The sequence below is a fragment of the Alishewanella sp. HL-SH05 genome (genome assembly GCF_052655985.1).
In genome coordinates this window covers 2647704-2660371 of sequence record NZ_CP199753.1, presented here as the reverse complement: position 1 = coordinate 2660371, position 12668 = coordinate 2647704, and the positions used below count along the sequence as shown (strand labels likewise).

Here is a 12668-nt window from a genome sequence, read left to right as displayed (position 1 = left end):
TCTTGAACAAGTAAGTGCCTGGCACACACTAGGCGCTTGCTTGTGATGAGAAAACCGCAGCAGCGCTCGCTGACAACAACCGCGGCTTTAGCTTCATTAACTTAGCGCATGAGCGTATGAAAAGACTGTTCTTTGCACTGCAATTTTCCCCTGCTCAGCAACAAGCTATCCTAACCTATCAGCAGCAGCTGATAGCGCAGTATCCTGATGCGCGAATTGTGACTGCGGATAACTTTCATTTAACGCTGTTTTTTCTTGGTCAAGTAGACAGTGAGCAAGAGCCGTTTTTACTGTCTGCGGCGAAGACGATTGCGCCAATTGATATAACGCTCACTTTCGATAAATTGGGCTATTTCGCCAAACCTAAAATTGCTTATTTAGCGCCAAGTGTTATTCCTGAACCCTTATTGCAGTTACAACAGCAAATCACGCAGTTGTGTCAGCAACAAGGTTTTGAGGCACAGCACCCTGAATTTAAGCCGCATATCACCTTACTTCGAAAAGTGGATCACGAGGAGCCCTTGCCGGCTTGTGCGCCCTTAGTGCTCAGGATAGGCCGATTTGCCTTGTTTCATTCAACGCAAATTGCCGGACAACTGCGTTATGTGCCACTGAATGAATAGCGTGATGTCAGATTAAAGCTTATTCAGTTGTCCGACCACACTCAGACACCGGTCATACCAGTCTCAGAGTGTGGTCCAACCTGTCTCTGAGTGCGGTCAGAGGTCTGAGCTCTTACCGGTGTCTGAGTGTGGTCGGAGGAGATAGCTCAGCGCATTTGGGCGCTAAGGTGATTAGCGATAAGTGATATCTTTGTACATGGGCGCAAGTAGGGCCAATAACTGATTTTGCGCACTGATGCTAATCTGTTGTTGTTGCATCACGTCAATTAAGTTTTCTACTAACGCATCGTAATGCGCCAAGGTAATGTTAAAGCCGGTATGGCTTTCTTGCATGGTTCCACCGGTATATTCACAAGGGCCGCCGCTGATATTACACAGCTGCTCGGCTAATAATCGGCGAAAACGTGCAATATCGGTATCGGCAAAGTGATGCACGATACGTTGATCTTGTTCAATTTTTTGTAATAAACCATCGGTGATTGCGGCAATACCCGGCTCGCCACCGAGTTGTTGATACAAGCTAGGTTGGGGGTGTTGGCTACAAGCCGTCAATAGTAACGCTAAAACTAAGGCGATGATGGTGCGCATTACCAGGCTCCTTCTACTGAAATATAATAACCTTGTTGCTGATCAAAGCCGGCAATACTGCCAAGGTCGACATAGCCACCGACCACCGACACATGCTTATTGATAAACCACGCGACAAACAGATCGCGCCAATGTTGCTCGGTAGCAAAGTCTAATTGATCAGGCTTTTGTTTAAATTCAAAGCCCAGCGCCACGTTATAATTCAGCAAAACTGCCGCTGAACCTTCAAAGACAAACTGGTAATTGTTATCGCTAGCACTGCCAAAGCCGAGTAAACCGGTTTGGTTAGCTTTAGTGGCACGCACTGTGCCGTTTAGCAGCAAATTGCGCCCGGCAACGTGGTCAAACAACACTTTACTGGCAGAAAAATAAACATCGACACCACTATCATCACGAGCGCCTACCGCTTGCGGTAACCCAAAATCACGGTGCTTTTTATACTGTAAGCCAACGCTGATTTGCGGCAAAGCCGTGTACAGCAGCTCTCCGGCGATATGATATTTAACACCAAACACATCTTGGCGTAATTCACCGCCAATGCTATCTAATTTGAAGGTTTGCCGGGCAACCGACCATTCCCATTTATTGTCATAACTGACGCTGGCGCCAAACACATTTAGTGTGAAATCATCAACACCGACGCGGCTAGTAAAAGCGGTGGCGCTCCACTCATCACTGCTGCCATAACCGTTAATCACTGCCCACGGCACAATACCGCCGCCAGCACTGCCTTCAATGCTAGTTGCACCGCCTGTCGCCACGATTTTGCTGCCGGCAACACTGCTCGCGCTGGCAAGTAGGCAACAAAGGGCTAATGTAAAACGCGTGATCATCGTGTATCTCCAGACTCCACCCTAAGTGGCAAATGCTTAAGCTATTACCCCAGGCGTTTTTTTAGCATAAATAAACTTAACTACCAAAGCCGCGCTTTGGTGCACTGGGCTTTTCATTGTCTTCGATGGCCAAGAAAAAGGTCAGATGGCCCGTTTCATCTGGCGTAACCACTTGCTCAGCTAAAGCCTCAACTTGCCACGGATGCCAGATTTTTAAGCGAAGTTCACCCGCAGGTACCTCTGGGAACTGTACTTTACCTTCTTTATCGGTAACGAGTAACAGCGGGCTTTCACCAATGTAGATATAGGCCAGCATATAATCATGAATATTGCAGCCAAGAACGACGATCCCAGGCTCGTCAAATTGAACAGGCGCTTCAGGCTTACCGGAATACAGCTGGATCTCAAAGGTTTTAGCACTGGAAAAAGAGTAAACATGATGTCGGGTTTTGTCGCGATTGGGAAATTCGATCAGATTACCTTGTTGAATCGCGGTAACAAATGGCACAAATACCAGATCTTCTTGTGCGACATGCGCTATTTTCGCTACTGTGGTCGTTTTAAAATCAGGGCTGATAATTTCAATCACCGCATCGGCCAGCGGTTGGTTAGTCTGATCTAACACGGTAATGCTGACACCTTGGCCTTGAGTAGCAAAGCTAGCAAAGACTAGCGTCACAATGCCTAGTAGTGCGGAATGAAATTTCATGTTGGACACTTTTTTAGTGGGAACTGATTTTCACTTTAAACTACGGCTGGCTTAAATTCAATTTTCTCCCTAAATCATTAGGTTATCACCGCCATTTTTTAAAAGAGTTCATCGGTTATTAATATAACAGGGCTATACTTTAACATTATTGAGGAATTTTCCGCGGTTGACGCGAGCAAGGAAGGGGTATGTCAGGGTCTTCGTCTCTATTTACTCGGCTGTTTGGGCAGCTCAGCTGGGCTGCACCGGCTTGGTTAGCCAAGCTACAACAACAAGCGAAAGCGCAGCCGAAGCGTTTTGGTGCGGCTTTGCTTATTGTGTTATTGGCGCTAATGAGCCTTGCCTTGTTCACTCGCTATTATTGGCAACTGCCCAAGGCACCGCAGGTGTTAGCGCAAGTGATCGCGCCAGGCCAAGGTGAGATAGTACAACAGGTAGAACAACCCACACCGTTATTATTGCGCTTTTACCAGGAAGACCCCGCCAGCGATAACGTGCAACTTGCCGATGTTAACCCCGATCGGATCAGTTTACCGATAACGACTGCAAACTTAAGCGCAGCAAAGTTGGCTTTAATAGGTGAAAGCCTGGCGGTAGGGGATACGCTCACACCTGCCATTCAGGGCCAGTGGCAATGGCTGGATGATAACCAACTACAGTTTTTACCCGAGCAAGCATGGCCAGCGGGTCAGCGTTATCAGATCACACTGCCTAAAAACTGGTTTGCCGACAAGCTAGCTCTTGCTACCCGCGAATGGTCATTCGACAGTCCGGCCCTTAATGTTGCCATAGAACAACTGCAGTTTTATCAAGATCCCGAGCAGGTTTCGGTGCGACGCATTTTAGCCACGCTGGCTTTTACTCATGCGGTTGAGCAACAAAGCTTGCAAAATGCATTGAGTTTAAACTTGCCGCAAAGCGCAGAAAAAGTGGGTAGTAAAGCGCAGTCTGTTGCGTATACCCTGCAAAGTGCTGAGCAAGGACGGGTTTGGTATCTGCAAAGCGAACCGATCAGTTTGCCTAAGCAAGCACAATTTTTAACTTTCGAGCTCGCCGCTGGCGTTAAAGCGCAGCATGGTCAAGGCCGCACGCAAGAGGCGCAACAGCAGCAAGTGTTGATCCCCGATCAAGCTACGGTGTTGCAGATCAGTGATGCGCAATTGCAATTAGTGCGTAACGCCCAAGCGGAGCCTGAGCAAGTATTGCAATTAAGCCTGACTGATCGGGTGCGTTTTACTGATCTGACGGCACATTTACAGTTATATCTGTTACCGCCACATCCAGCGAAACGCACTTGGACGGCCGCAGAGTTAACGCCGGCTATCTTAGCGCAAGCCAGGTTATTGCATTATCAGCTAGAGCCGGGGGCTTTTGCCCATCAACAAGATTTTGCCATTAAATTGGATTTACCGGCGCAGCGGCAATTGGCGGTGATAGTTAAGGCGGGTTTACCCGGTTTAGATAATTATCAACTAAGCCAAACCTATCAACGCGTAATGACGTTACCGGATTATCCAAAAGAAGCACGGATCACTGGTGAGGGTGCGGTATTAATGTTATCAGGTGAGCAAAAGCTGCAACTGGTCAGCCGCGGCTTACCACAGCTAAAAGTGCGATTGGCTAAGGTATTACCGCAACATCTTAATCATCTTATTAGTCAAAGTGGCGGCGATATCAGCAACCCCTTTTTTTACAATCGCAGTTTCGGTGCGGAAAACCTCGCGGTTATCACCGAGCAGATCTTTGAAATCAATAATCAAACACCCCAAAAGAATCAGTTTTTAAGTTTAGATTTAAAACCTCACCTGCAGCGTGAAGGTATGGGCGTTTATTTTGTAGAGCTATATCAACACGATCCGAAGTATCCGGATTGGTTAGGCGAAGTATTAGATAAGCGGCTGGTGTTGGTCACCGATTTAGGCTTGATGGTGAAACACCAACAAGACAGTAGCCAAAAAATCTTTGTGATGTCTTTAGCCAGCGGCAAACCGGTGAATGGTGCCAAGGTGCAATTGCTTGGGCGTAATGGCTTGGCGGTATACAGCGGCATCACCGATAAGCAAGGCCATGTGGAGCTGGGTGTGACTAATGGCTTAAAAGAGGCGGAGCAGGCCACCGTGTATTTGGTCCAGCACACTGATAGTGGTCGCACCGACAGTACGTTTATTCCGTTCAATCGTTACAGTCTACAACTCGATTATTCGCGCTTTGCGATTGATGGCGAATATCAGTCGGGTAATGCGGCCCAGCTTAAAGCCTTTATGTTCAGCGATCGTGGCATTTATCGGCCGGGTGAAACGGTGCAATTAGCCAGTATTATTCGCCGCAGTGATTTAGCACCGGTAACAGCCAAAAACCTCAGCTTACAATTGCAAGTTAACGGGCCTCGAGGCAATGCGCTGCATCAGCAAAAATTCACTTTATCAGCGCGTGGTTTGCAAAGCTTTCAGTTAGACACTGCTAAGTTTAGCGATACCGGTGAATATGATGCTTTAATTATGTTAGTGGATGCACAAGGCCGGCATCAACAAACACTCGGTGATGTCAGTTTTCAGCTAGAAGAGTTTTTACCTGACAGCTTAAAAATAACCAGTAAGTTTAATCAACAGGCAACCGGTTGGTTATTGCCTGAGCAATTAAGTTTAGCACTGCAACTTGATAACTTGTTTGGCAGTGCCGCGCAGCAGCGGCGTGTGGCTGCCCGTTATGTCTTGATGCCCAGCGCATTTCAATTTGATGCTTATCCAGATTATCAGTTTGGGATCCCAAATGAGCAGAGCTTAGTTGCGCAGCGCGAGAATTTAACCGAGCAGCAAACCGATAGCGCCGGTCAGGTGACCTTTAGCTTACCGCTGCAGCGTTTCCAACAGGGCCATTGGCAATTGCAAGTGTACGTTGAAGGGTTTGACAGCGCCGGTGGGCGGGCAGTACAGCACAGTAATGGCGCGCTTATCGCGACTAGCCCCGTATTAATTGGCATGAAAGCCGATGGTGCGCTGAATTTTTTAAAGCAACAGCAAGCTCGGCAATTGCATTTTTTAGCCATTAATCAACAGTTAGCTCCGTTAGCACAAGACAATTTAACGCTAAAGTTAGTGCAAAAAACACCGTTATCCAGTTTGGTGAAACAACCCGATGGTACCTTGCAATATCAAACGGTGTTGCAGCAAAAAGTCATAGCAGAGCAAAACTTCAGTATTGCCGAGCAAGGGCAAACTTATCAGTTGAATACCGATCAACCTGGCGATTATCAGCTGCAGCTGTTTAATAAGGCTGGTGAAGTGGTCAGTCAAACCGATTACACTGTGGTTGGTAATGCTAATTTAACAGCGCAACTCGAGCAAAATGCCGAGTTACAACTAAAACTCAGCAAAAGCGATTATCAGCCGGGCGAGTGGTTAGAGTTTAGTGTAACGGCACCTTATACCGGTAGTGGTTTAATCACCATTGAAACGAACAAGGTCGTCGCTTTTCGCTGGTTTCAAGCAGACAGCAGTCACAGTATGCAGCGCATTCAGATACCGGCAGACTTGCAAGGTAATGCTTATTTAAATGTTAGTTTTGTGCGCGCAGCCGGTGCACCTGAGTTGCTGTTAAGCCCGTTAAGTTATGCGGTGCAACCCTTTAATATTGCTCGTGCTGCCAGAACCTTGCAGCTTAACTTAACGGCACCGGCGTTGATCCAGCCCGGGCGAGAATTTAGCTTTAGTTTAAGCAGCGATCAGCCCGCCGATGTGCTGCTGTACGGTGTCGATGCCGGTATCTTGCAGGTAGCCGCTTACGACTTACCCGATCCACTGGCGTTTTTCTTACAAAAACGCGCTTTACAAGTGCGCAGTATGCAGATGCTAGATCTTATTTTACCGGAATTTAGCGCCTTACAACGTTTAACGGCAGGGCCTGGTGGTGATACCGAAAGGATAATGGTTTCGGGAGCTCGATTGAAAAGTGACACCAATCCGTTCGCACGTCGGGTGGAACAACCTGGCGTCTTTTGGTTAGGTGTGGTGAAAACCGATGCTAATGGCAGTGTGCATCAGGCGCGATTACCCGATACCTTTAATGGCACGGTGCAATTAATGGCTGTGGGGGTCTCTGAGCAGGCGTTAGGGGCGACTCGCCAAGACGTGTTGGTTCGTGGGCCCTTTGTTCTGCAGCCCGATGTATTAACGGCTGTGGCACCGGCAGATGAATTTGAGATCAGTTTATCGATCAGTAATATGCTCGACGGCTCAGGTAAGGCGTTACCGTTAGAGGTTAAGACAACAGTGAGTCAAGGCTTAACCTTGCTCAGTGAGCCCATGCAAAGTATTACTGTGGATGAAGGCGCCGCACAGGTTCTGCGGCTGAAATTAAAGGCAAACGAGCAACCTGGCGAAGCCTCAATTCGGTTTAGTGTGGCTACGGTTGATGGCCTGCAGAGCAGTCAACGAGAGTTGAGTTTAAGTATTCGCCCTGCACAGCCTTATTTGCGGCAATTGCAGTTTGGTTATAGTAAAAGTGGGCAGCAACAACTGAATGCTACGGCGTTGTTGCCGGTGTTGGCCGAGCGGCAGCTTACGGCGGGTAGCAGCCCGTTACTATTGGTCGACCGTTTAAGTCATTACTTAGATACTTACCCGCATGGTTGTACCGAGCAGATGGTTAGCCAAGTTTTTCCTTGGATCCCTTTGGTTAAGCAAGCGCATTTCCAAGCGCAGTGGCCACAATTAAATGAAAAGTTTGCCAAGCTGCTGCAAGCCTTAGCCGAACGACAACAAGCCGATGGTGGCTTTGCTTTTTGGCCAGGCCATACTCAAAGCGCAGATTTCCCCTCGTTGTATGTGATCCAGTTTTTACTGGAAGCGGAGCAGCAAGGTTTTGCTGTGCCACATTATATGCTGGAGCGGGCGCTGAATTATTTACGCAGCGTGAGCCAAGCCGCTGGCGCTAACCTTTATCAAGCCAGATTACGTGCACAGGCAATTTACTTGTTAAGTGTAAAAGGCGAGCAAGTCAGTAATGCCCTAACACACTTGCATGAGCGCTTAACATTGCAGCATGAACAACGTTGGCAATCGGATATTTTGGCAGTGTACATGGCGGCCAGTTATCAGATTTTGCAGCAACCGAGCTTAGCGCAAAGTTTGCTTAAACCTTATCAAGCGGGCAAAACCTCGTTGCTTGAGCGTGACTACAAACCGGTTAATCGCATAGCGCAGCCTTTTGCTAACGCTGAGTTTCAATCGCAGTTTAACTTAGATAGCCAGTATCTGTTGTTATTAGCGCGGCATTTCCCAGAGCAGGCAGCACAGCTCAGTAGCGAGCAACTGTTAACACAGCTCGAGCCGTTATTTGCGGGCGATTATCATACGCAAGCGGCGGCTTACAGCATTTTGGCGTTAGCAGCTTATGCCGATATCAAGCCAAATACCTTAACGGTATTGCCCACCTTATCAGCCGATGGCGAAAAGTTAGCGCTTATGGATAACTGGCCTTATGCGCATGCCACAACCGGGCAAGCGGTACAGCAATTTAGCTTAAATGCAGGTTATCCATTGTTTTATGCCTTATCAGAGCAAGGCTATGCGGCACAATTACCAAGCAAAGCCCGCGCAGACGGTGTTGAGCTGGTGCGTGATTACCTGAACAGTGAGGGCGAGAAAATCACTAGTGCAAGCCAAGGGCAGCTGTTAACCGTGCGTTTGCGGCTGCGTAGCTTAACGGGTGCCACGATCAGTAATATGGTGATTACCGATTTATTACCGGCTGGCTTTGAGGTAGTGCGCAGCTCAGTACCCAGGCAAAGTGGCCTGTGGCAGGCAGATTATATGGACATTCGTGAAGATCGCGTGCTGTGGTACGGCGCTATTGCACCGCAAATGACCGAGCTGACTTATCAGGTGCGTGTCAGCACAGCCGGTCGTTTTACGGTGCCGGTGGCCTCGGCTGAAGCCATGTACGACAATCGTGTGCGCGCTTACACGCCAGCCGGCCAGCTTGAGGTAAGTGCCTATCAAGCTCAGCCAACTCAACCTTAGTTGTGCGCAGCTGATGACGGCTAATACGCTGGGGCACTGTCAGTGATGCGGCTTAGGTTAAAACAGCTGTGGCGTCAGAAAGTAGCGCGCGGGTTGGTCTTACTCGCGCTATTGGCGTTGTTTTGGTATGGCTTACCCTTGTTTACGGCTAAACCGCAGCTGTATGCCCATTATGCACAAAGCCAAGCGGTTTTTGCCGCAGGCGGCCAATTGTTAGCTCTGCGTCCGGCAACGGATGAACGTTATCGGTTACGACTGGCGTTAACCGATATGGCACCAGCTTTACAGCAAGCCACCTTGTTATATGAAGATCGTCGCTTTTACCAGCATTTTGGTTTGGATCTGCCCGCATTGGCTCGCGCTTTTTGGCAAGGTGTTGTAAAAGGTGGGCGACGGCAAGGGGCGTCGACCATTACCATGCAATTAGCCCGTTTACATTACGGAATTGACAGTCAAACTGTGCTGGGCAAATTACAGCAAATTGGCTTGGCCTTGTATTTAGAGCGGCATTTCAGTAAAGATGCCATTTTAGAAGCCTATTTAAATTACGCGCCATACGGTGGCAATATAGAAAGCGTTGCTGCCGCTAGCCTGATTTACTTTGGCAAGACTGCCGCAGAACTCAGCACGGCTGAAGCCTTAGCGCTGGCAGTGATCCCACAAAACCCGCTACAGCGTAACCCTGAGCGTCAAAACGGCTCGGCACAACTCGAAGCGGCGCGAGCCAGGTTACTGCAAATATGGCAACAGTATTATCCGTTAACAGCAAGTGAGCAGCAGTTATTGCAGATCCCACTTCGCTTTAAACGCCGCTCCGACTTGCCTTTCACCGCCCCTCATTTTGTGCAAGCACTGGCTGTGCAACAACCCAATGGCCAGTTGCACAGTAGTTTAGATTGGCATTTACAGCAGCAAGTACAGCAACGGGTCGACAGCTATTTGCGCCAGCAACAGCGTTTAGGGCTGCGTAATGCCAGCGTGCTCGTGGTGCACCGCCCAACCATGCAGATCAAAGCCTATATTGGCTCTGCCGATTTTTATAATCGCGAGATAGCGGGGCAAGTAGATGGTACCGCGGCACTACGTTCACCAGGCTCAGCCTTAAAACCTTTTATTTATGCCTTAGCGTTACAGCAAGGGCATATTCACCCGAAAAGCTTATTAAAAGATCTACCGCAGCGTTTTGGCCTGTTCAGCCCAGAGAATTTCGATCGCCGTTTTCAAGGCCCATTAACCGCCACAGCAGCCTTGGTGCAAAGTCGAAATGTGCCGGCGGTCACTTTACAAGCAAAGTTAGCACAACCTGATTTCTACCAATGGCTCGGTGCTAATGGGGTTCGCTTACCGCAAGACGCCAACTATTATGGTTTAGCCTTAGCTCTGGGCGGACTGGAGTTGTCGATGCAACAAATGGTGCGTTTATATGCCATGCTCGGCAATCAAGGGCAGTATCGTGATTTGCAGTGGCTTGCCAGCGAGGCGACCACCAAGGTTGCAATGACACAACCCGTGAGCATAGAGACTAAGCCGTGGACGGTAACAGCCAATCCCCCCCAAGATGTTGTTGAGATAACCTCCCATGAACTAAAAAAGAGGGTAGCAGCAGAGAATAACGCCGGCTTATTGCCCGAAGCGGCGTTTTTAACCTTACAGATGCTCAGTAGTCAGCCCGCCTTACAAAATGCGCGGTTAGCTGCGCTGACCGATAGCCCGCCCGTCGCTTGGAAAACGGGCACCTCTTATGCTTATCGCGATGCTTGGACCTTGGGGCTCTATGGTGATTACGTGGTGGCCGTTTGGCTTGGCAACTTTGATGGCAGCAGCAATCCGAATTTAGTGGGGCGCACGGTAGCGGCACCTTTGTTCTTTTCGTTATTACCGCTGCTCGGTGAGCAACAACACGCGAATCAGCAGCTGTTTGCGGTGTTGGAAAAGCTTAACTTACGCCAAGTTGCGCTGTGTCGGCAAAGTTTTCAATTACCCAATCGCTTTTGCCCAGCCACTGAGCTGGGTTGGGTGATCCCTGGCGTATCACCGATTGCTTTGTCAGAGTTACATCGGCCAGTGCCGATTTTTCGCGCTTCAGGCTTGCGTGCTTGTTACCATCAACCGCCGTTAACCGAGTTACAGATATTTGAGTTTTGGCCCTCTGATATTGCGGCCTTGTATCAGCAAGCAGGTGTGCGTTTACAGCAACCGCCCGCTTACGCCAGTCCATGTTCACAGTTAACCCAAAGCCAAGCAAAACCACCGCAGATTTTGTCGCCCCAAGCGGGTTTAACTTATTTTGCTCAAGCCGGCCGGCCATTAGCCTTACAGGTGCGCTTAGATGGCGCCGCCACACAAAGTTATTGGTTTGCCGGGAAGCGTTTTTTAGGGGCGGTTGGCGCGAATGAAACCTTATTTTGGTCAGCCAGTGCCGGAGAATATCAGTTACGGGTACAGGATGATTTAGGCGGGAGCAGTGAAATTACGTTGAACGTGCAATAATTATGGGCAAAATGGCATGAAGCGCCTTTGAAAAAGCAGTAAACTAAGCGTCTTTACCAAATTGCATGCTGCGTTTGCAGCCATGTGTACTTTCGCCATGGGTTTACCGCTGATGGTTTCTGCTAATAAAAGGTTAGTTTCATGCGATTTTTAACTGTTGTTATGCTGCTGTTGTTAGTGTCTTGCGCTAAACCCGAACAAACCGAGACAGCGGCAAAAGACGCCGCACAGACCAGCTTGTTAATTATTTCAATTGATGGTTTGCGTCACGATTATTTGCAACTGCATCACGCACCAACTCTCTCTAAGCTTGCAGCAGCGGGCGTGCAGGTGAAACAGTTACAACCGGTCTTCCCAAGCAAAACCTTTCCTAATCATTATTCTTTGGTAACCGGTTTACACCCAGAAAAGCACGGTATTGTGGATAACTCTATCTATGATCCGGCAACGGGCCGTATGTTTGCCTTGAGTAAGTCAGAGGAAGTCGGGGATGGTTTCTGGTGGCAGGGTGAGCCAATTTGGATCACGGCTGAGCGCCAAGGTAAGATGGCGGCCACTTATTTTTATCCAGGTACTGAAGCTGAAATCAATGGCCTGCGCCCCAGCTACTGGTTCCCCTATGAGCATAATACGCCAAATCGTCAGCGTACCCAGCAAGTGCTTGATTGGTTAGCGTTACCTTATGCTGAGCGTCCTAAGGTAATTACGTTATATTTCAGCGATGTGGACTCAGCTGGGCATGATTTTGGCCCCTTATCCGCACAAACGGCGCAAGCCTTAGCCGATGTGGATGCTGAGGTCGCCTATTTGATGCAAACTTTAACTGCTCGCGGTCAAGCTGATGAGTTAAATCTGATTATCAGCTCAGATCATGGCATGGCCGAAGTGGATCAGCGCAAGCATATTGTGGCGGATGAGTTATTCTCAGCCGATTTAGCGTTAAATGTGCGGCTTTCACGTGAATTGATCAGTATTTTCCCGAAAGAGGGCGCAGAAGACACGCTGTATCAGCAAATTGCTGAGCGTTATAACCCTGAGCAAATGCGCTTATATCGTAAAGCTGATTTCCCAGCGCGCTTTCATTATCAGCAGCATAGCCGTATCGCACCGATTTTTTTACTGGCTGAACAGCCATGGATTTTTGTGCGTCAAAGTGCTTTAGCTCGCTTAAAGGCCGATCCCACTTATTTAGACCCGCGTGGTAGCCATGGTTATGATAATAGCGAAGCAGATATGCAAACGACCTTGATTGCTATAGGCCCGGCCTTTAAAAAAGCCACCGCCGTCGAGAAGCTCAGTATGGTTGATATCTATAATGTGATGGCAGCGGTATTGCAAATTGAACCTGCCCCGAATGATGGTGATCCTGCAGCTATAGCTTTGATGCTGGCTGAGGAATAATATT

General features: G+C 48.7%; 7 protein-coding genes. 4 read left to right on the top strand and 3 right to left on the bottom strand.

The window, feature by feature from the left end; translation table 11 throughout:
• Positions 1–116: 116 nt before the first annotated feature.
• Positions 117–623, top strand: coding sequence for an RNA 2',3'-cyclic phosphodiesterase (gene thpR, locus ACUJFL_RS12150; protein WP_445427622.1), 507 nt, complete (start codon positions 117–119; stop codon positions 621–623).
• 171 nt (positions 624–794) lie between these two features.
• On the opposite strand, the gene ACUJFL_RS12145 is transcribed toward thpR, so the two are convergent.
• From ACUJFL_RS12145 to ACUJFL_RS12135, 3 genes are all read right to left on the bottom strand, one after another.
• Positions 795–1211, bottom strand: coding sequence for a group I truncated hemoglobin (locus ACUJFL_RS12145; RefSeq protein ID WP_445427621.1), 417 nt, complete (start codon positions 1209–1211; stop codon positions 795–797).
• The gene (locus tag ACUJFL_RS12140; RefSeq protein ID WP_445427620.1) at positions 1211–2044 is read right to left on the bottom strand and encodes a DUF3034 family protein; all 834 of its coding nucleotides are present in this window, start codon (positions 2042–2044) and stop codon (positions 1211–1213) included. Before ACUJFL_RS12140 ends, ACUJFL_RS12145 begins: the two co-directional genes overlap by 1 nt.
• A 76-nt stretch (positions 2045–2120) precedes the next feature.
• Positions 2121–2753 carry a methylamine utilization protein gene (locus ACUJFL_RS12135; RefSeq protein WP_445427619.1) on the bottom strand — a complete coding sequence of 211 codons (633 nt, stop codon included), beginning with the start codon at positions 2751–2753 and terminating at the stop codon, positions 2121–2123.
• A gap of 188 nt (positions 2754–2941) precedes the next feature.
• Here ACUJFL_RS12135 and ACUJFL_RS12130 point away from each other — a divergent pair, with 188 nt between their 5' ends.
• The 3 genes from ACUJFL_RS12130 (at position 2942) to ACUJFL_RS12120 (ending at position 12664) form a co-directional block, all read left to right on the top strand.
• Positions 2942–8773: an alpha-2-macroglobulin gene (locus ACUJFL_RS12130; RefSeq protein ID WP_445427618.1), complete on the top strand. Its 5832-nt coding sequence runs from the start codon at positions 2942–2944 to the stop codon at positions 8771–8773.
• 45 nt (positions 8774–8818) lie between these two features.
• The gene (pbpC, locus tag ACUJFL_RS12125; protein WP_445427617.1) at positions 8819–11263 is read left to right on the top strand and encodes a penicillin-binding protein 1C; all 2445 of its coding nucleotides are present in this window, start codon (positions 8819–8821) and stop codon (positions 11261–11263) included.
• Between the two features lie 141 nt (positions 11264–11404).
• Positions 11405–12664 (top strand): alkaline phosphatase family protein, encoded by a 1260-nt coding sequence (locus tag ACUJFL_RS12120; RefSeq protein WP_445427616.1) that lies wholly within the window; start codon positions 11405–11407, stop codon positions 12662–12664.
• Positions 12665–12668: the final 4 nt, after the last annotated feature.

Bases quoted from the DNA above. Each gene is read 5' to 3' on its own strand.
- ACUJFL_RS12135 (WP_445427619.1), bottom strand. From the start codon at position 2,753: ATGAAATTTCATTCCGCACTACTAGGCATTGTGACGCTAGTCTTTGCT.
- pbpC (WP_445427617.1), top strand. From the start codon at position 8,819: ATGCGGCTTAGGTTAAAACAGCTGTGGCGTCAGAAAGTAGCGCGCGGG.
- ACUJFL_RS12130 (WP_445427618.1), top strand. From the start codon at position 2,942: ATGTCAGGGTCTTCGTCTCTATTTACTCGGCTGTTTGGGCAGCTCAGC.
- ACUJFL_RS12120 (WP_445427616.1), top strand. From the start codon at position 11,405: ATGCGATTTTTAACTGTTGTTATGCTGCTGTTGTTAGTGTCTTGCGCT.
- ACUJFL_RS12140 (WP_445427620.1), bottom strand. From the start codon at position 2,044: ATGATCACGCGTTTTACATTAGCCCTTTGTTGCCTACTTGCCAGCGCG.
- thpR (WP_445427622.1), top strand. From the start codon at position 117: ATGAAAAGACTGTTCTTTGCACTGCAATTTTCCCCTGCTCAGCAACAA.
- ACUJFL_RS12145 (WP_445427621.1), bottom strand. From the start codon at position 1,211: ATGCGCACCATCATCGCCTTAGTTTTAGCGTTACTATTGACGGCTTGT.